This window comes from Streptomyces sp. ALB3, assembly GCF_044385685.1.
Lineage (GTDB): Bacteria > Actinomycetota > Actinomycetes > Streptomycetales > Streptomycetaceae > Streptomyces.
In genome coordinates this window covers 668,766-688,320 of the sequence record NZ_JBISCE010000008.1, presented here as the reverse complement: position 1 = coordinate 688,320, position 19,555 = coordinate 668,766, and the positions used below count along the sequence as shown (strand labels likewise).

At 70.6% G+C, this 19,555-nt stretch carries 17 protein-coding genes; 15 read left to right on the top strand and 2 right to left on the bottom strand.

Translation table 11 applies throughout. The annotated features are described in order from the left end of the window. Positions 1-119: 119 nt before the first annotated feature. From ACHFIV_RS09865 to ACHFIV_RS09855, 3 genes are all read left to right on the top strand, one after another. A complete protein-coding gene (locus tag ACHFIV_RS09865; RefSeq protein ID WP_398965644.1) occupies positions 120-1,163 on the top strand; it encodes an Rv2578c family radical SAM protein in 1,044 nt (347 codons plus the stop codon). Between the two features lie 126 nt (positions 1,164-1,289). After that, the gene (locus tag ACHFIV_RS09860; protein ID WP_398965642.1) at positions 1,290-2,876 is read left to right on the top strand and encodes an alpha/beta hydrolase; all 1,587 of its coding nucleotides are present in this window, start codon (positions 1,290-1,292) and stop codon (positions 2,874-2,876) included. 42 nt (positions 2,877-2,918) lie between these two features. Next, positions 2,919-3,482: a GNAT family N-acetyltransferase gene (locus tag ACHFIV_RS09855; protein WP_398965640.1), complete on the top strand. Its 564-nt coding sequence runs from the start codon at positions 2,919-2,921 to the stop codon at positions 3,480-3,482. Here the strand turns inward: ACHFIV_RS09855 and ACHFIV_RS09850 are convergent. Next, on the bottom strand, positions 3,460-4,032 hold the full coding sequence (locus ACHFIV_RS09850) for an adenylosuccinate lyase (protein ID WP_398965638.1): 573 nt from the start codon (positions 4,030-4,032) through the stop codon (positions 3,460-3,462). The two genes, ACHFIV_RS09855 and ACHFIV_RS09850, sit on opposite strands and share 23 nt — an antisense overlap. Positions 4,033-4,377: 345 nt before the next feature. Between ACHFIV_RS09850 and ACHFIV_RS09845 the strand changes: the two genes are divergently transcribed. After that, positions 4,378-6,159 (top strand): 3-hydroxyacyl-CoA dehydrogenase family protein, encoded by a 1,782-nt coding sequence (locus ACHFIV_RS09845; RefSeq protein WP_398965636.1) that lies wholly within the window; start codon positions 4,378-4,380, stop codon positions 6,157-6,159. Positions 6,160-6,307: 148 nt separating this feature from the next. Then, positions 6,308-7,123 (top strand): TetR family transcriptional regulator, encoded by an 816-nt coding sequence (locus ACHFIV_RS09840; protein ID WP_398965634.1) that lies wholly within the window; start codon positions 6,308-6,310, stop codon positions 7,121-7,123. Positions 7,124-7,140: 17 nt separating this feature from the next. Here ACHFIV_RS09840 and ACHFIV_RS09835 read toward each other — a convergent pair whose 3' ends face one another. Continuing rightward, positions 7,141-7,929, bottom strand: a complete 789-nt coding sequence (locus tag ACHFIV_RS09835) for a restriction endonuclease (protein ID WP_398965633.1) — start codon at positions 7,927-7,929, stop codon at positions 7,141-7,143. A 124-nt stretch (positions 7,930-8,053) separates the two neighbouring features. On the opposite strand from ACHFIV_RS09835, the gene ACHFIV_RS09830 reads away from it, so the two are divergent. The 10 genes from ACHFIV_RS09830 (at position 8,054) to ACHFIV_RS09785 (ending at position 19,529) form a co-directional block, all read left to right on the top strand. After that, the gene (locus ACHFIV_RS09830; protein WP_398965632.1) at positions 8,054-8,845 is read left to right on the top strand and encodes a GNAT family N-acetyltransferase; all 792 of its coding nucleotides are present in this window, start codon (positions 8,054-8,056) and stop codon (positions 8,843-8,845) included. Positions 8,846-9,210: 365 nt separating this feature from the next. Further along, the gene (gene ccrA / locus ACHFIV_RS09825) at positions 9,211-10,548 is read left to right on the top strand and encodes a crotonyl-CoA carboxylase/reductase (RefSeq protein WP_398965631.1); all 1,338 of its coding nucleotides are present in this window, start codon (positions 9,211-9,213) and stop codon (positions 10,546-10,548) included. Positions 10,549-10,556: 8 nt separating this feature from the next. After that, a complete protein-coding gene (locus ACHFIV_RS09820; RefSeq protein ID WP_398965629.1) occupies positions 10,557-12,569 on the top strand; it encodes a protein meaA in 2,013 nt (670 codons plus the stop codon). Then, positions 12,566-13,540, top strand: a complete 975-nt coding sequence (locus ACHFIV_RS09815) for an HpcH/HpaI aldolase/citrate lyase family protein (protein ID WP_398965627.1) — start codon at positions 12,566-12,568, stop codon at positions 13,538-13,540. The genes ACHFIV_RS09820 and ACHFIV_RS09815 overlap by 4 nt, the downstream gene beginning before the upstream one ends. 2 nt (positions 13,541-13,542) lie before the next feature. Further along, a complete protein-coding gene (locus tag ACHFIV_RS09810; RefSeq protein ID WP_398965625.1) occupies positions 13,543-14,070 on the top strand; it encodes a MaoC family dehydratase in 528 nt (175 codons plus the stop codon). Positions 14,071-14,072: 2 nt separating this feature from the next. Continuing rightward, positions 14,073-15,278 carry an acyl-CoA dehydrogenase family protein gene (locus ACHFIV_RS09805; RefSeq protein ID WP_398965624.1) on the top strand — a complete coding sequence of 402 codons (1,206 nt, stop codon included), beginning with the start codon at positions 14,073-14,075 and terminating at the stop codon, positions 15,276-15,278. A gap of 181 nt (positions 15,279-15,459) precedes the next feature. Beyond that, entirely contained in the window at positions 15,460-16,107 is a 648-nt protein-coding gene (locus ACHFIV_RS09800; protein WP_398965622.1) for a phosphatidylserine decarboxylase, read from the top strand. A gap of 22 nt (positions 16,108-16,129) precedes the next feature. Beyond that, positions 16,130-16,948: a CDP-diacylglycerol--serine O-phosphatidyltransferase gene (gene pssA / locus ACHFIV_RS09795; protein WP_181011249.1), complete on the top strand. Its 819-nt coding sequence runs from the start codon at positions 16,130-16,132 to the stop codon at positions 16,946-16,948. A 133-nt stretch (positions 16,949-17,081) separates the two neighbouring features. Next, positions 17,082-17,288, top strand: a complete 207-nt coding sequence (locus tag ACHFIV_RS09790) for a hypothetical protein (protein ID WP_398965620.1) — start codon at positions 17,082-17,084, stop codon at positions 17,286-17,288. Between the two features lie 105 nt (positions 17,289-17,393). Beyond that, positions 17,394-19,529, top strand: a complete 2,136-nt coding sequence (locus tag ACHFIV_RS09785; RefSeq protein ID WP_398965618.1) for a SpoIIE family protein phosphatase — start codon at positions 17,394-17,396, stop codon at positions 19,527-19,529. Positions 19,530-19,555: the final 26 nt, after the last annotated feature.

Genomic DNA, 19,555 nt, shown 5'->3' with positions numbered 1-19,555 from the left:
GGTCCCGCTGAGCCAACCACCTCGGGTACGGCGCCTCAAAATCGGGCCCGGCGCGCTGGCACGCACGATCAAGGGAACACATGTTCTATTGTCTGCGGAGTACTACCGAGGAGGCGTCCATGCGCTGGGACAATCTGGCAGAGAACACCACAAAGGCGGGGAGCGGCGCGCTCTTCGCTGCGGACGCGGTGACCACGCGCACCTTCGACACCCCTGAATTCCGGGGGATCACGTTCCACGAGATCCGGGCCCGCTCGATCGTGAACCGGGTGCCGGGGGCGTCCCGGATGCCGTTCGAGTGGACCGTGAACCCCTACCGGGGCTGCACCCATGCCTGCGTGTACTGCTTCGCCCGCAGGACCCACAGCTACCTGGACCTGGACACCGGTCTCGGTTTCGACTCCCAGATCGTCGTGAAGGTCAACGCCGCCGAGCTGCTGAGCCGCCATCTGGCCTCCCGTCAGTGGCACGGCCAGCACATCGCGATGGGCACGAACGTCGACTGCTACCAGCGGGCCGAGGGCCGCTACCGGCTGATGCCCGGCATCATCGCGGCGCTGCGCGATCACGCGAACCCCTTCTCCGTCCTCACGAAGGGCACGCTGATCCTGCGCGATCTCGACCTGCTGCGACAGGCCGCGGAGGTGACCGAGGTCGGCGTCTCCGTCTCCGTCGGTTTCACCGACCACGAACTCTGGCGCACGGTCGAGCCGGGCACACCCTCACCCGGGCGCCGTCTCGACGTCGTCCGCGCCATGGCGGACAACGGAATCGGCTGCGGTGTCCTGATGGCCCCCGTCATCCCCTTCCTCGGCGACCACCCGGATCAGCTGCGCGCGACGGTCCGCGCCGTCGCGGCCGCCGGAGCGACCTCGGTGACTCCGCTGGTCCTGCATCTGCGACCGGGCGCCCGCGAGTGGTTCATGCAGTGGCTCACCCGTCACCACCCGCACCTCGTCCACCGGTACGAACGGATGTACGCGGACGGGGCGTACGCGCCGACCTGGTACCAGCGGAGCATCACCCGCCGGGTGCACGAGCTGGCGGCCGAGTACGGCATCGGCCCCGCCGACCGGGGCGGCGCCCGCCGCGTCGCCCCCGAGGCCCCGAAGGCCCTCCCGGACGGCGACACGCCCGGCGCCACCCAGCTCACCCTGCTCTGAGCGCAGCGGTCTCCCTGCCCGAACGGGTCAACTCTCGGCGACACGTGTCCTTCCCGAGCCGGTTGAGGGAAGCATGCGGCGGGGGCTGTGCCACCCACAGCCCGTTCCCCGGCCTCGGGAGGCCCTATGACGAAACGTGCAGCAATCCTGGTCGCCGCGGGCGCCACGGTCGCGGGTCTGGTGACCGCCGTACCCTCCACCGCGTCCGCCCCGCCCGCCCCGTCCGCCGCGCCACCCGCCGCAGCACCGCTCTCATGGAAGGGCTGCGGGACGAAGACGTATCCGGCGCTGCAATGCGCAACCGTCCGCGCGCCGCTCGACCATGACAACCCGTCGGGCAGGCAGGTGACCCTCGCCCTCTCCCGGATCCCGCACACGGCGAAGACCTCGCAGGGCCCCCTGCTGGTCAACCCGGGCGGCCCCGGCGGCAGCGGGCTCTCCATGGCGGGCTTCGTGGCGTCCTCGCTGCCCGGCGAGCTCGCCGCGCAGTACGACGTGATCGGGTTCGACCCGCGCGGGGTCGGGAAGAGCACCCCGGCCCTGGACTGCGTGCCGGAGTACTTCGAGCCCGTGCGCCCCGATTCGGTGCCGGAGTCCCACGAGGCGGAGAGGACCGCGCGGAACCGGGCCGCCTCCTTCGCCGCCGCCTGCGGCGAGAAGCACGGCGACCTGCTGCCGTACATGGACACCGTCAGCGCGGCGAAGGACCTCGACGTCATCCGCCGGGCACTCGGCACACCGCGGATCAACTACTTCGGCTATTCCTACGGCACCTACCTGGGGGCGGTCTACGCGAAGCTCTTCCCCGAGCGCGTACGCCGGCTGGTGCTGGACTCCGTCGTCGATCCCGACGGCGTCTGGTACGAGGACAACCTCGCCCAGGACCACGCTTTCGACGCCCGCCACAAGGCCTTCATGGCGTGGGTCGCGAAGAACGACGCCCGGTACGGGCTGGGCACCGACCCGGCCGGGGTCGAAGCCGCCTGGTACCGGATGCGCGACGCGGTGAAGGGGCGCCCGGCGGCCGGCAAGGTCGGCCCGGCCGAGCTGGAGGACACCTTCCTGCCGGGCGGTTACTACAACGGCTACTGGCCGCGCCTCGCCCAGGCGTTCGCGGCGTACGTGAACGACGAGGACGAGAAGACGCTCGCCGCGGCGTACGAGGAGTTCGCCGCTGTCGACAGGAGCGGTGACAACGGCTACTCCGTCTACGCCGCCGTGCAGTGCCGCGACGCCGGCTGGCCCCGGACGTGGAGCAGCTGGCGCAACGACACCTGGCAGGCGCACCGCAAGGCGCCCTTCATGTCGTGGAACAACACCTGGTACAACGCCCCGTGCGCCACCTGGCCGGTGGAACCGCTGGAGCCCGTGCGGGTCACGAACGCCGGCATCCCGCCCGCGCTGATCCTCCAGGCCACCGACGACGCGGCCACGCCCTACGAGGGCGGCGTCACCATGGCCCGCAAGCTCAAGGGCTCCTCGCTGATCGTCGAGCAGGGCGGCGGCAACCACGGCATCACCCTGAGCGGCAACGACTGCCTGGACGAGTACCTGGTGGACTACCTCACCGACGGCACCCTGCCGACCGGCGGCGGCAGCGGCGCGGACGCGGTCTGCGCCGCGCTTCCGGAGCCGAAGCCCGCCCCCGCGACCAAGGCGGCCGCGAACACGAAGGGCACCACACTGCACGGCCTGCTCGGTTTCCGGGGCTGAGGAACAGGCCCCCGCGCCGGGGACGTACGCCAGGATGGCCGCGTGACCACACGCCCCGATCCCACGTACGCCCCCGGCGTGCGCATACGTGACATGTGCCTCGACGACTGCGCCGCCGTGGCGGACATCCGGGTGCGCGGCTGGCGGTGGGCGTACACGGGGTTGATCCCGCAGGGGTATCTGGACGCGATGGACGCCGGCGAGGACGCGGAGCGCCGGCACGCACGTCTCATCGCACAGGGCGGGCCGGTGAACCTGGTGGCCGGGGCGCCGGGCGCCGCGGTGACCGGCTGGGCCTGCTACGGACCCTGCCGCGACGCGAGCGCCCGGCCCGGGAGCGCGGAGCTGTACGCGCTCTACGTGCACCCGGACCGCGTAGGCACGGGTACCGGGCGCGCCCTGTTGACCGAGGCCGTCGCGCGGGCCCGCGCGGACGGGTTCGACGCGATGTCCCTCTGGGTGCTCGAGGAGAACAGGCGGGCCCGGCGCTTCTACGAGCGGGCCGGCTTCCGGCCTGACGGCGCGGCGGAGGCCTTCGAGGCGGGAGGCGCCCTGGTGCCCGAGGTCAGGTACGTCCGCACGCTCACCCCGTCGGCAGCCGCCTGAGCGCCTCCGCCGCCGCCGTGCCGAGCCGGGGGTGCGCCAGCGCCGCCTCCAGGACCGGGCGGGCACGCTCGTCCCCCAGGCTCCCCAGCCCCTCGACGCAGGCGAGCGCGACCCGCCAGTGCGGCTCGTCGGGGGCCAGCAGCCGGTGCAGCGTGCTGACCAGGGCGGGGACGGACTCGGGGGCCCGCAGGGCGGTCAGCAGCCGTACCGGGTGCAGGGCGTAGGCCGTACGCAGGCCGTTGGTCGCGAGCGCGGCCGCGGCCCTCGGCGTCCGGGGGTCGCCGAGGAGCCGGAGCGCGTGCGCGGCCGACACGCAGCGCTCGGGGTCGCGGTGGTTGAGGAGGAGGACCAGCGTCTCGAAGGCCCGGCGGTCGCCCCGGCAGCCGAGCCGGAACGCCGCGATCTCCCGCGCCCACAGCGGCCGTTCGCGTGCGACGAGGACCCGCGCCAGCTCCTCGTCGTCCTCGGCGGTGAGCAGCCGGCGGAAGGCGTCCGTTCCACCGGCCTCGGCCTCGATCCGGTCCGTCAGCGAGCGCAACTCCTCATCCATGACGCTGAGTTTATCGGTGCGCACAGCGTGTGTTCACTCAACTGTGTGCCAGTGCACAGACCGTCAGGGCTGGCGCGCTCGTTACTCGCCGGTTAATCTCAGGTGAGCGGGACACACACCCCGCCGGCTCCGGTGGCCTGGTGACGCAGCCACCCGGAGTGCTTGTCGGTTCGGCAGTTCGAGAGACGCGGCTCGGGACAGAGCCCGTCACCCCTCCCCCGCGTGCCCGTGCGCACTCGGGACCGTGCACCACGACTCGCCATGTCCGCACACCGAGCGCCGGTCGGTTCCGACCACGCGCGCCGCCGTGCTCCTCTCAGTCGTCACTCACCCTGGAGTCCCGTGATGGACACCCCGCTCACCACCATTGCCGTCGTCGGCCTCGGCACCATGGGCACCGGCATCGCCGAGGTCCTGGCCCGTGCGGGCCGCGAGGTCATCGGCATCGACGTCAGCGAAGCCGCCGCCCGCAAGGCCGTCGCCTCCCTGGAGGCATCCACCGCGCGGGCCGTACTCCGTGAGCGGATCACGGAGCAGGAGCGGCACGACGTCCTCGCCCGGTTCCGCACGTTCACCGATCTGCAGGCCGCCGCGGAGGCGGAGCTGGTCATCGAGGTCGTGCCGGAGACGTACGAGATCAAGCAGCAGGTCTTCCGGGAACTCGACGCCGTGGTCTCCCCCGCCGCGATTCTCGCGACGGGCACGAACGCCCTGTCCGTGACCCGGCTGGCCGCCGAGTCGCAGCATCCCGAGCGCGTCCTCGGCCTGCACTTCTTCAATCCGGCGCCCGCGATGAAGCTCGTCGAGGTGGTCTCCTCCGTGCTGACCGCCCCGCCCGCCGTGGAGAGCGTCACCCGGCTCGCCCGCGAGCTCGGCAAGGAGCCGGTCGCGGTCGGCGACCGCCCCGGCTTCGTCGCGGACGGTCTGCTGTTCGGCTATCTCAACCAGGCCGCGGCGATGTACGAGGCGAACTACGCCTCCCGTGAGGACATCGACGCGGCCATGAAGCTGGGCTGCGGGCTGCCGATGGGCCCTCTCGCACTGCTCGACCTGATCGGCATCGACACGGCCCGGACCGTTCTGGAGGCCATGTACTCCGCGTCCCACGACCGGCTGCACGCCCCCGCACCCGTGCTCGGGCAGCTCAGCGAAGCGGGCCTGACCGGCCGCAAGGCGGGCCGTGGTTTCTACACGTACGACTCCCCCGGCGGGCAGGACGTGGTTCCGGACGCGCTGACGCCCACGGGAAGCGCGGGCGGTGCCGCCGGGCGCGAGGTGTCCTCGGTGGGTGTGGCCGGATCGGGGACGATGGCCTCGGGCATCGCCGAGGTCTTCGCGAAGGCCGGGTACGCCGTGGTGCTCGCCGCGCGCAGCCAGGAGAAGGCGGACACCGCCAAGGCGCGGATCGCCAAGTCCCTGGGGCGCTCCGTCGCCAAGGGGCGGCTGACGGAGGAGGCCCGGGACGAGACGCTGGACCGGATCACCGCGGCCGGCTCCCTGGACTCCTTCGCCGACGTCGATCTCGCGATCGAGGCGGTGGCCGAGGACCTGGAGATCAAGCGGCAGCTCTTCCAGACCCTGGACAAGGTCTGCAAGCCGGGCGCGGTGCTCGCGACCACCACCTCGTCGCTGCCGGTCGTGGCGGTCGCCCGGGTGACCTCACGGCCCGAGGACGTCATCGGGATGCACTTCTTCAACCCGGCCCCCGCGATGAAGCTCGTCGAGGTGGTCCGCACGGTGCTGACCGCCGACGACGTGCACGCCACGGTCCGCGAGGTCTGCGTGAAGGTGCGCAAGCACCCGGTCGACTGCGGCGACCGGGCCGGCTTCATCGTGAACGCGCTGCTGTTCCCCTACCTCAACAACGCGATCAAGATGGTCGAGGAGCACTACGCGACGCTCGACGACATCGACGCGGCGATGAAGCTGGGCGGCGGCTATCCCATGGGCCCCTTCGAGCTCCTGGACGTCGTCGGCCTGGACGTCTCACTCGCCATCGAGAAGGTCCTGCACAGCGAGTTCCGCGACCCGGGCCTCGCCCCGGCACCGCTGCTCGAGCACCTGGTGGCCGCTGGCTGCCTCGGCCGCAAGACGGGGCGCGGCTTCCGCGAATATGCCCGCCGCTGAGAGGCCGGCGGCAGATGCCGTGCGCGACGCCACGGCATCTGCCGCCGGGCACTCCGGCCCCGGGGCGGGGTGGGGCGGGTTGCTGGGGCCCCCGGGCGACCCGCCCCCACAGGCGCACTCCCCTGCACCGATGAGTTACGTTCACCTCATGTCCCAACCCGCCAAGTCCCCCCGTTCCTCCGCCTCGGCGGACGCCCCGGAGAGCGCCGCGAGCACCCGGGCCGCCGCCCAGCGGCTCAAGATGCGCCGCGAACTGGCCGCAGCGGCCATGGAACTGTTCTCCACCAAGGGGTACGAGGCGACGACGGTCGACGAGATCGCGGGGGCCGCCGGTGTCGCCCGGCGCACGTTCTTCCGCCACTTCCGCTCCAAGGAAGAGGCCATCTTCCCGGACCACGACGACACCCTCGTCAGGGCCGAGGCCGTCCTCAACGCCGCTCCCGCGCACGAGCACCCGCTCGACACCGTGTGCCGCGGCATCAAGGAGGTCATGAGGATGTACGCGGCGAAACCCGCGGTCTCCGTGGCGCGCTACAAGCTGACCCGCGAGGTGCCCACCCTCCGTGAGGCCGAGATCGCGTCGGTGGCCCGCTACGAACGCCTGTTCACGCGCTATCTGCTGGGCCACTTCGACGAGCGCGACCACCAGGTGGGCAACGACGACCCGTTGCTCGCCGAGGTCGCCGCGTCCGCCGTGGTGACCGCGCACAACCATGTGCTGCGGCGCTGGCTGCGCGCGGACGGCCAGGGCGATGTGGAGTCACAGCTCGATCACGCGTTCGCGATCGTGCGGGAGACCTTCGGCTCGGGGATCGGAGCGGGGCGGACCGCGGGGAGCGAGCCGGGGAGGACCCCGCCCGCCTCGGTGTCCAGGGAGGGCGAGGTGCTGGTCGCCGTCGCCCGCACCGACGCGCCGCTCGACGAGGTCATGCGCACGATCCAGCAGGCGCTCAAGGAGCACTGAGCGCGGACACGGCGGACTCAGCCCTCGACGGGCTGCACCGCTGCCCCCGCGTGCCAGGGCGGCGCCGCGGCGCCCTCGCTCCACGCGACGAGCTCGTCGAGACCGACGCAGACGATGTCGCACTGCGCCGCGTAGTCGAGCGCCGGATCGGTGAACTCCCCGGTGGTCACCACGACGGCCACCTCGGCCTCGTGGACCGCGTAGCAGGTACCGCCGAAGCGCTGGAGCTCCTGCGAGCCGACCTTGTTGTCGCTCGTGTACCTCTTGCACTGCACGACCAGACGGCGGCCGTCGGGCGTGGTGGCGACCACGTCCGCGCCCAGGTCCCCGGCGCCTCCGACGACTTCGGCGTCCACGCAGCCGTCCCGCCGGCAGAGGCCCGCCACGGCCTCCTCGAAGTCGTACGGGTCCATGGCCGTGTAGTCGACCTGCCCGGCCGGTTCGGGCTCCGGGACCGTGCCGGTGGCCGGCGCCCCCGCCAGGCCGGCGTCCAGGCCTCTGTCCGGCGGCTCCGCCAGGGCCGCGTCCACGACCTCGTAGGCGGTTTCGACAGCCGCCGCGGCCGCCCTGACCGCCACCCTGCGGTTGCGGCGCACGCGCAGCAGCGCCACGATGCCCGCCACCAGCAGGACGCCCGCGGCCGCGGCGGCCACCGGATGCCGTTGGGCGCTCTCCAGGGCCGTGCGCACCGTCAGTCCGGCGCCGCAGACCAGGAGGGCGAGGAAGGCGAAGCCGAACGCCGTCCTCCGGACGTCGAACCCGGACCCGTGGCCCTTCCGGACGTTTCCGCGCACCTGTATGCCCATCGCGCTCCCACCCCTGTCCGTGCGGCGACATCAAGATCACTTACGCCTTCCCCCCGGCCGCCGGTTCACGCGCCGGTCCGTAAATGCGGTGGTCGGACCGGGGCCGGCGTGCTCGGATGCGTGGATGGAACCTGACGAGATGCTGGCCCTCTTCGATCACGAGATGCGCGAACACGCCCGGCCCGACGGGCCCGGCACCCGGGTCGAACGGGTGGGGGACGTCGTACGGCAGACCGGCGGCGCCGACGACTGGAACGGCGTCGTGTGGACGGCCCCCGACCTCTCCCCCGGTCGCGCGGAGTCGGAGATCGCGGCACAGGTGGAGCACTATGCCGCCCGGGGCGTCGACGAGTTCGAATGGAAGCTGTACGCGCACGACGGCCCCGCGTGCCTCGGCGGCCTCCTGTCCGCCGCCGGGTTCCGGCCGGAGCCGCCGGAGACCCTGCTCGTGGCCCTCGCGGCGGAGCAGCCCACGGCACCGGAGCTCCCCGAGGGCGTCCGGCTGCGGACCGTGACCGACGCGGCGGGGGTCGAGCTGATGGTGCGGGCCCACGAACTGGCCTTCGGCACCGACGGTTCGCGGCTGCGCCATCAGACCCTGTCCCGGCTGGCCACCGCCCCGGACACGTTCGTCGCGGTGGTCGCCATGGCGGGTGACGAGCCCGTGAGCTCGGCCCGGATGGAGATGCACCCCGGTACCGGCTTCGCCGGGCTGTGGGGAGGCGGGACCGCCGCCCCCTGGCGGGGCAAGGGGATCTACCGGGCGCTGATCGCCCACCGGGCCGGCATCGCCGTCCGCCTCGGCTACCGCTTCCTCCAGGTCGACGCGACGGACATGTCCGCCCCCGTCCTGCGGCGGCTCGGCTTCACGGCTCTGAGCACGACGACGCCGTACGTGTACCGCACCGCGCCGTAGCCTCCGCGAAATGCGGAGCAACACGACATTGAGCCCATGATGTTGCTCATGCGTGCCTACGAGATGACAACTGAGAGAAATTGTTGGCACTGGGTGCCTTGCCAGCTGTCACGCAGTGCCATACGTTGAAGGTGTCCGGGCGGCCGGCGTGCAGAGATCTCTCGTACGCCGGCTGTCCCCGCAGACCACGTGTCCGCGCGCCCGGGCGCCTGCGTCACAGGCAAACCCTTCTGCTCCACCGAGCAGGCCCAGCACCACCCGCCGAACCGACGGCACACCTCCACACCGCACCGCTCCCCCTGACCACAGGGGTACTCCGAGCGTTTCCCTCGACGCCGGAGACCCGATCTGCCGGAGGCATCACCGTGAAGGAAATCCTGGACGCGATCCAATCGCAGGACAGCACCGCCGCGGACTTCGCGGCCCTGTCCGTCCCCGAGTCGTACCGCGCGGTGACCGTGCACAAGGACGAGGCGGAGATGTTCGCCGGGGTCGCCAGCCGTGACAAGGACCCGCGCAAGTCCCTCCACGTGGAGGACGTGCCGGTGCCCGAGCTCGGTCCGGGCGAGGCCCTGGTCGCGGTCATGGCCAGCTCGGTCAACTACAACTCCGTGTGGACGTCGATCTTCGAGCCGGTCTCGACCTTCGGCTTCCTGGAGCGGTACGGGAAGCTCAGCGACCTCAGCAAGCGCCACGACCTCCCGTACCACGTCATCGGCTCCGACCTGGCGGGCGTCGTCCTGCGCACCGGACCCGGCGTCAACGCCTGGAACCCGGGCGACGAAGTCGTCGCGCACTGCCTGTCGGTGGAGCTGGAGTCCTCCGACGGCCACAACGACACGATGCTCGACCCGGAGCAGCGCATCTGGGGCTTCGAGACCAACTTCGGCGGCCTGGCGGAGATCGCTCTGGTCAAGTCGAACCAGCTGATGCCGAAGCCCGATCACCTCAGCTGGGAGGAGGCCGCGTCCCCGGGCCTGGTCAACTCCACCGCCTACCGTCAGCTCGTCTCGCGCAACGGCGCGGGTATGAAGCAGGGTGACAACGTGCTGATCTGGGGCGCCAGCGGCGGACTCGGCTCCTACGCCACGCAGTTCGCGCTGGCCGGCGGCGCCAACCCGATCTGCGTCGTCTCCAGTGACCAGAAGGCGGAGATCTGCCGGAAGATGGGCGCGACCGCGATCATCGACCGCAACGCCGAGGACTACAGGTTCTGGAAGGACGAGCACAACCAGGACCCGCTCGAGTGGAAGCGGTTCGGCAAGCGCATCCGCGAGCTGACCGGCGGCGAGGACGTGGACATCGTCTTCGAGCACCCGGGCCGTGAGACCTTCGGCGCGAGTGTGTACGTCACCCGCAAGGGCGGCACGATCGTCACCTGCGCCTCGACCTCGGGATACAACCACGAGTACGACAACCGCTACCTGTGGATGTCCCTGAAGCGCATCATCGGCTCGCACTTCGCCAACTACCGCGAGGCCTGGGAGGCCAACCGGCTGATCGCCAAGGGCAAGATCCACCCGACGCTCTCCAAGGTGTACTCCCTGGAGGACACCGGCCAGGCCGCGTACGACGTGCACCGCAACCTGCACCAGGGCAAGGTCGGCGTCCTCGCGCTGGCACCCCGCGAGGGCATGGGCGTGCGTGACACGGAGCTCCGCGAGCAGCACATCGACGCCATCAACCGCTTCCGCAACGTCTGAGGTCGACGATGACCGAACGTCAGAAGGACCGGCCGTGGCTCATGAGGACGTACGCCGGTCACTCGACCGCCGAGGCGTCCAACGAGCTCTACCGGCGCAACCTCGCCAAGGGCCAGACGGGTCTCTCGGTCGCCTTCGACCTGCCCACGCAGACCGGCTACGACCCCGACCACGTGCTCGCCCGCGGCGAGGTGGGACGGGTCGGCGTGCCCGTCTCGCACCTGGGTGACATGCGGCGGCTGTTCCAGGACATCCCCCTGGAGCAGATGAACACCTCGATGACGATCAACGCCACCGCGATGTGGCTGCTGGCCCTGTACCAGGTGGTCGCCGAGGAGCAGGGGGCCGACCCCGACAGGCTCCAGGGCACGACGCAGAACGACATCGTCAAGGAGTACCTGTCGAGGGGGACGCACGTCTTCCCGCCCGGTCCTTCGCTGCGCCTGACGACCGACATGATCACGTACACGGTCAACCGCATCCCGAAGTGGAACCCGATCAACATCTGCAGCTACCACCTGCAGGAGGCGGGGGCCACTCCGATCCAGGAGATCGCGTACGCCATGTCGACGGCCATCGCGGTGCTCGACGCCGTGCGTGACTCCGGGCAGGTGCCCGAGGAGAGGTTCGGCGATGTCGTCGCCCGCATCTCCTTCTTCGTCAACGCGGGAGTCCGCTTCATCGAGGAGATGTGCAAGATGCGCGCCTTCGGCCGCATCTGGGACCAGGTCACGCGCGAGCGGTACGGCATCGCGGACGCGAGGCAGCGACGCTTCCGCTACGGCGTGCAGGTCAACTCCCTGGGGCTCACCGAGGCGCAGCCGGAGAACAACGTCCAGCGCATCGTGCTGGAGATGCTGGCCGTCACCCTCTCCAAGGACGCCCGTGCCCGCGCCGTGCAGCTGCCCGCCTGGAACGAGGCCCTGGGCCTGCCGCGCCCCTGGGACCAGCAGTGGTCGCTGCGCATCCAGCAGGTGCTCGCGCACGAGAGCGACCTGCTGGAGTACGAGGACATCTTCGCCGGCTCGCACGTCATCGAGGCCAAGGTCTCCGAGCTCGTCACGGAGTCGCTGGCCGAGATCGACCGGATCCAGCAGATGGGCGGCGCGATGGCCGCGGTGGAGTCCGGCTACCTCAAGTCGGAACTCGTCTCCTCGCACGCCGCGCGGCGGGCCCGGATCGAGGGCGGTGAGGAGAAGATCGTCGGCGTCAACATCTACGAGACGACCGAGCCGAACCCGCTGACGGCGGACCTGGACGCCGCGATCATGACCGTGGACCCCGACAACGAGGCCCGGGTCGTGTCCGCGCTCCACGAGTGGCGGGACAACCGCGACGAGGCCCGGGCCACCGAGGCGCTGACAGCGCTCAAGAAGGCCGCGGCGGGCACCGCGAACATGATGGAGGCGACCGTCGAGTGCGCGCGGGCGGGTGTCACCACGGGTGAGTGGGCCTGGGCCCTGCGCGACGTCTTCGGTGAGTTCCGGGCGCCGACGGGCGTCTCGTCCGCACCGGTGGCCGTCACCGCGGAGGCGGGGACCCCGCTCGCGCTGGTCCGCGAGAGGGTCTCCCGCACCGCCGGCGACCTCGGCGTCGGCCGACTGCGCCTGCTGGTCGGCAAACCGGGTCTCGACGGGCACAGCAACGGCGCCGAGCAGATCGCCGTACGCGCCAGGGACGCCGGGTTCGAGGTGGTCTACCAGGGAATCAGGCTGACACCCGAGCAGATCACCGACGCCGCGCTGGCCGAGGACGTGCACTGCGTCGGCCTGTCCATCCTGTCGGGCTCGCACGCCGAGCTGGTGCCGGACGTGCTGAACCGGCTGCGCGACGCCGGTGCGCCGGACATCCCCGTCATCGCGGGCGGCATCATTCCACCGGCCGACGCGAGCGCCCTCATCGCGGCCGGAGTCGCCGCCGTCTTCACGCCGAAGGACTTCGGCATCACGGAGATCATCGGCCGTATCGTCGACGAGATCCGGAAAGCGAACAAGCTCGAACCTCTGGAGGTCCCCGCATGACCACGCCCACGACGCCCGTGAACCGGCTGCGTCCGCGCCGCTCCTGTCTCGCCGTGCCCGGCTCGAACCCGCGCTTCCTGGAGAAGGCCCAGGGCCTGCCCGCCGACCAGGTCTTCCTCGACCTGGAGGACGCCTGCGCGCCGCTCGCCAAGGAGGGCGCACGGCACCACATCGTCGATGCCCTGAACAACGGCGACTGGACCGGCAAGACCCGTGTCGTACGGGTCAACGACTGGACGACGCACTGGACGTACCGCGACGTCATCACGGTCGTCGAGGGCGCGGGCCCGAACCTCGACTGCATCATGCTGCCGAAGGTCCAGGACGCCCAGCAGGTCGTCGCCCTCGACCTGCTGCTCACCCAGATCGAGAAGACGATGGGCTTCGAGGCCGGGAGGATCGGCATCGAGGCGCAGATCGAGAACGCCAAGGGCCTGGTGAACATCGACGACATCGCCGCCGCGTCCCCGCGCCTGGAGACCCTGATCTTCGGTCCGGCCGACTTCATGGCCTCGATCAACATGAAGACCCTGGTCGTCGGCCAGCAGCCGCCCGGCTACCCGGCCGACGCGTACCACTACATCCTGATGCGCATCCTGATGGCGGCCCGCACGCACGATCTCCAGGCCATCGACGGACCGTTCCTCCAGATCCGCGACGTGGACGCGTACCGCGAGGTGGCGGGCCGCGCGGCGGCACTGGGCTTCGACGGCAAGTGGGTGCTGCACCCCGGTCAGGTCGACGCCGCGAACGAGGTGTTCTCGCCGTCGCAGGAGGACTACGACCACGCCGAGCTCATCCTCGACGCGTACGACTGGTGCACCTCGGAGGAGGGCGGCAAGAAGGGCTCGGCGATGCTCGGCGACGAGATGATCGACGAGGCCAGCCGCAAGATGGCCCTGGTCATCGCGGGCAAGGGACGCGCGGCCGGCATGCAGCGCACCTCCAAGTTCGAAGCACCGGAGGCCTGACCGTGCAGTTCGGACGCACTTACGAGGAATTCGAGGTCGGTGCCGTCTACAAGCACTGGCCCGGGAAGACGGTCACGGAATACGACGACCACCTCTTCTGCCTGCTGACCATGAATCACCACCCGCTGCACATGGACAGCAACTACGCCGAGAAGACGACCGATTTCGGAAAGAACGTCGTCGTCGGCAACTACATCTATTCGCTGCTGCTCGGGATGTCCGTTCCGGACGTCTCCGGAAAGGCGATCGCCAATCTCGAGGTGGAGTCGCTGAAGCACGTCGCTCCGACCTTCCACGGCGACACGATCTACGGCGAGACGACCGTGCTCGACAAGACGCCGTCGAGGTCCAAGAGCGACCGGGGCATCGTCCACGTGGAGACAAGGGGCTACAAGCAGGACGGCACGCTGGTCTGCGTGTTCCGCCGCAAGGTGATGGTCCCCACCGAGACGTACATCAAGGAGCGCGGCGGAGAGCAGCCCGGCCGCCCCGAGATCGATCAGCCGCCGAGCAAGAACGTGGAGAAGTAGCCATGAGCCGACTCGCGCAGACCGCCGGTCTGACGGATGTCCAGCAGGAAATTCTCTCCACCGTGCGGGATTTCGTCGACAAGGAGATCATTCCTGTCGCGACCGGGTTGGAGCACCGCGACGAGTATCCGACGGAGATCGTCGAGGGGCTCAAGGAGCTCGGCCTGTTCGGGCTGATGATCCCGGAGGAGTACGGCGGCCTGGGCGAGTCGCTCCTGACGTACGCGCTGTGCGTGGAGGAGATCGCGCGCGGCTGGATGAGCGTGTCGGGCATCATCAACACGCACTTCATCGTGGCCTACATGCTCAAGCAGCACGGCACCCAGGAGCAGAAGGACACCTTCCTGCCGCGCATGGCGCTGGGAGAGGTGCGGGGCGCGTTCTCGATGTCCGAGCCGGCCCTGGGCTCCGACGTCTCGGCGATCACCTCGAAGGGCGTGAGGGACGGTGAGGAGTACGTCCTGAACGGCCAGAAGATGTGGCTGACGAACGGTGGCACGTCCACACTGGTCGCCGTTCTGTGCCGAAGTGACGAAGGACACCCCGAGGGCACCGCTCCGCACAAGTCGATGACCACGTTCCTGGTGGAGAAGGAAGCGGGCTTCGGCGAGGTCCGCCCCGGTCTCACCATCCCGGGGAAGATCGACAAGATGGGCTACAAGGGCGTCGACACGACCGAGCTCATCATGGACGGACTACGCATTCCGGCCAATCGCGTGCTGGGCGGCACCACCGGCCGGGGTTTTTACCAAATGATGGACGGCGTCGAGGTCGGACGGGTGAATGTCGCCGCGCGTGGCTGCGGCGTCGCACAGCGTGCGTTCGAACTGGGCGTGTCGTACGCCCAGCAGCGACAGACCTTCGGAAAGCCGATCGCCCAGCACCAGGCGATCCAGTTCAAACTGGCCGAAATGGCCACCAAGGTCGAAGCGGCGCATGCGATGATGGTGAACGCAGCACGCAAGAAGGACTCCGGGGAGCGGAACGACCTGGAGGCAGGGATGGCGAAGTACCTCGCCTCCGAGTACTGCAAGGAAGTCGTCGAGGACGCCTTCCGTATCCACGGCGGTTACGGCTTCTCCAAGGAGTACGAGATCGAGCGCCTCTACCGCGAGGCCCCGATGCTGCTGATCGGTGAAGGTACCGCCGAGATCCAGAAAATGATCATCGGTCGCCGGCTGCTCGAGGAGTACCGGTTCCAGGGCTGAATGTCCCTTTCGAGGTGATTTGGTGGCGAAGTACATCACACCCGGTCACCTCGGTGCGGAGCCTTTCAGCTGTCCGACTCGGCTGCTGGCTTGCCCAGTTGCCGCTCGCACCCGATAGCATCGCCGGAAAGCCGCCGTCCCCCCGTTGCCAGCGCGGCATCATCCGCTACGAAGGTCATCCATGCCCGACAGTCAGAACTCTGCACCACGCGGCGGGGTCCGCCTTGCGCGCGGAGCTTCGCCGTGGCTCCTCCCGACCGTCGCCACCGCGGCGCTCAGCATCGCCCGGGCCCGCCGGTCCGGACGCTGGGCCGCTGTGGCCGTGCCCACCACCGCGCTCGCGGCGGGCATGCTGTGGTTCTTCCGCGACCCCGAGCGCGAGATCACCCAGGGTCGCGTCATCTCGCCGGCCGACGGCGTGGTGCAGAGCATCATGCCGTGGAAGGACGGGCGCACCCGCGTCGCGATCTTCATGAGCCCGCTGAATGTGCACGTCAACCGGGCACCCCTGTCCGGCACCGTGACCTCGGTCGAGCACATCCCCGGTGGCTTCGTCCCGGCGTTCAACAAGGAGAGCGAGAACAACGAGCGCGTTGTCTGGCACTTCGACACGGAGCTCGGCGACATCGAGATGGTGCAGATCGCGGGAGCGGTCGCCCGTCGCATCGTCCCCTACGTCCCGCAGGGCACGAAGGTGGAGCAGGGCGAACGCATCGGCCTGATCCGCTTCGGATCGCGTGTCGACATCTACCTCCCGGAAGGTGTCGAGGTCGCGGTCGAGGTCGGGCAGGCCACCACCGCGGGGGTGACTCGAATTGACCGTAGTTGATCCTGAGACGCAGGCAGGCTGGGTGCCGGAGGCCGACGAGGAGGACGACGCCGAGGACATGCCGCTCTCCATGCGGCTGTCGATAGCGGACACCCTCACGCTCGGTAACGCCACGTGCGGTTTCATGGCGGTGTACTTCACCACCACGGGAATCCTCATCCCGCACCTCACGGGCAGCGACGAGTCGGGCATGGCCAGGCACTCCGCGGCGACCGCGGTGATCCTCATGCTCATGGCCGCCGTGTTCGACCTGTTCGACGGTCTCGTGGCGCGCAAGCTGCGCTCCTCCCCGATGGGTGCGGAGCTGGACAACCTCTCCGACCTGATCAGCTTCGGCCTCGCACCGGCGTACTTCGTCCTGGTGTACGGCATGGTCGCGGACGACGCACACCAGAGGGTGTCGGCGCTCGCGGCCATCGTGGTGCTGCTGGCGGTGGTGCTCCGGCTTGCGCGGTTCTCGTGCGTGACCTTGAAGGACGGCATGTTCCAGGGCATGCCGAGCCCCTTCGGAGCGCTCACGGTCGTCTCGATCGTGCTTCTGGAGCTGCCCTTCGTGCCGACGCTGCTCGCCATCATCGGTGTCGCGTGGCTGATGGTCAGCCGGGTCGAGTACCCGAAGCCCCGAGGCGTCCTCGCGGTGGCGATGCTCAGCTGGATCGTGGCCGCGATGGGGCTCCTCGCCGCGTGGGCGTTCGACGCTCCCGGCGGCCAGCTGCTCCTGCAGACGGGCTGCGCGTTGCAGGTCGTCCTCGGGGCGGTGATCCCGCTCTTCGCCACGGCACGGCGGGTGAACACCTTCCGTGACAACCGGCGCGAGGCACGGGCGGCGCAGCTCCCGTAGCGACGCGAACGCACTCCACGAGGGCCCGGATGCTCCCCGCATCCGGGCCCTCGTGCGTGGGGTGGGCCGGGTCCAGCGCACCTTGCGCACCGGCAGGATGGCCAGCGCTCCTCCCAGGCACACCAGGGAGGCCGTGACCAGCAGTATCGAGTGGTTGTGGGTCGCCTCCCACGGAGATGAGCAGTGCCCCGAGCGCGGGGGCGAAGATCTGCGGGGCGGACATCGCGATGTCGAGGATCCCGAGGACCCGGCCGCCGGTGAAGCGGCGGAAGCGCTGGATGTGCGCGCCCAACGGGTCGATCGCGGCACTGAGGGAGCGGTTGCCGACGGCGCGGGCTGAGGTGACGGACCGCGCCACCCGTTCCCGTCGCGTCGGGGGTGGGTCCGCACACGCCGTGGCCCGCAGCGGGTGCGCGGCCGCTTGTCACAGGGGACGCTGGAAGGCGTGCAGGACCACGCCGCCACTGTCGCCACCACGGGTTCGGGCACGGAGCTGCTGGACAGCGCCGTGGCCGGCGTCGTGCGCGAGACCGGTGCGTCCGTGGCGATGCTGTACCTGCTGCCGAGGGGCGGCACCACGCTGCACCTCGCGGTGCTCGCGGGGGTGCCGGGCCAGCTGGCCGTCCCGTGGACCCGGATCCCGCTGTCGGCGCCGATGCCCGTGGCCGACGCGGTCCGCCTGCGCTGCCTGATCTGGCTCGGCAGCCAGGAGGAGCTGGCACGCCGCTATCCGCGCGCCGCACTCGTGCTGCCGTACCAGTTCGCCCTGGCCTCCGCGCCCGTCCGTACCGGCGGCGCGGACCAGGGCGGACTCGTGCTGCTGTGGCCCGGGTCGCACCCCCCGCAGGTTTCGCCCGACGAGCGCGAGGCCGTCGTCAGCGGGTGCCACAGGATCGCCACGCTCCTGCACCAGGCCGAGAACAACGGCTTCCCGGTCCTCCCGGGCGCCCTGCCACGGGTGCTGCCTCCGCCGCAGCCGCCCGCGCCGGACCGGGCGGAGGCGGAGGCGGCGGCGGAGTTCCTCCGGAGACTGCCCGGCGGTAGCTGCGCGCTGGCGATCGACGGGACCGTCACCTTCCTCAACGACGCGGCTGCCGACCTGCTGGGCACACGCTCGGAGGACGTGTGCGGCACGCTGCCCTGGGTGTCGCTGCCCTGGCTGCACGACCCCGCCGTCGAGGACCACTACCGGGCCGCCGTGATCAGCCGGCAGCAGACGAGCTTCACGGTGCTGCGGCCGCCGGACCGGTGGCTGTGCTTCCACCTGTTCCCGACGGACACCGGCATCAGCGTGCGCGTCCTGCCCGTCTCGAAACCGGGGCCCACGGACGTCCCGGCTCCGGCGCTGCCCCCGTCGTCGGGTGTGCCGAGCCGGGCGACCGCTCTGTACCACCTGATGCATCTGGCGGCGGCGCTCACCGAGGCGGTGAGCACGCAGGACGTGATCGAGCTGGCCGGCGACCAGGTGATGCCCGCCTTCCGCATCCAGACCATGGTCATGATGACGTCGGTGGAGGGAAGGCTGCGGGTCGAGGGCGGCCGGGGCGGTCACCCCGCGCTCATGGACCGCTTCGACGGCGCGCCCCTGACCTCGCCCACGCCCGCCGCGCACGTGCTGATGACAGGCATCCCCGACTTCTACCCGACCTTCGCCGACCTGCGGCGCGCCTACCCGTCGGCGGGCCTCCGCGACGTCGTGGACGCCTGCGCCTTCCTCCCGCTGATCGTCTCCGGGCGTCCGGTCGGCTCACTGGTCTTCGCCTACGACAGGCCGCATCCCTTCGAACCGGAGGAGCGCGCCCTGCTGTCCTCGATCGCCGGCCTCCTCGCCCAGGCGCTGGACCGCGCCCGCCTCTACGACGTCAAGGACCGGCTCGCGCACAGCCTGCAGGCCCATCTCCTGCCGCAGAGGCTCCCCGGCATCGCGGGCCTGGACGTGGCGGCCCGCTACCTCCCGTCGACCAGGGGCATGGGCATCGGCGGGGACTTCTACGACCTGATCCGGCTCGACGACTCCACGGCCGCCGTGGCCATCGGCGACGTACAGGGGCACAACGAGAACGCCGCCGCGCTCATGGGGCAGGTCCGCACGGCCGTACACGCCTCAGCCGGAGCCCCGCCCGACGAGGTCCTCGCCCGGACCAACCGCCTGCTCACCGACCTCGACCCCGGCCTGTTCACCAGCTGCCTCTACGGGCACCTCGACCTGGCCGGCCACAGCGCCTGCCTGGCCACCGCGGGCCACCCCGGACCACTGATGCGGCAGCCCGACGGGCAGACGGAGGTCCTCGACCTGCCGCCCGGACTCCTGCTCGGCATCGACCCGGCCTCCCGGTACCCGACGACACGGATCGAGATGCCTCCCGGCGCGGCGCTCGCCCTGTACACCGACGGACTCGTGGAGGCGCCGGGGGTGGACTTCGACGACGCCACCGCGGAACTGGCCGCGCACTTCGCCCTCGCCCTGGACCAGGACATGGAGTCCGTCGCCGACACGCTCGTCCGGTACGCGAAGCGGGCCACACCCGGCACCGACGACATCGCGCTGCTGCTCATCAACGCCCTGCCGGCGGACGGCTGACGGCGTCCGGACCGTGCGTCGGGCGG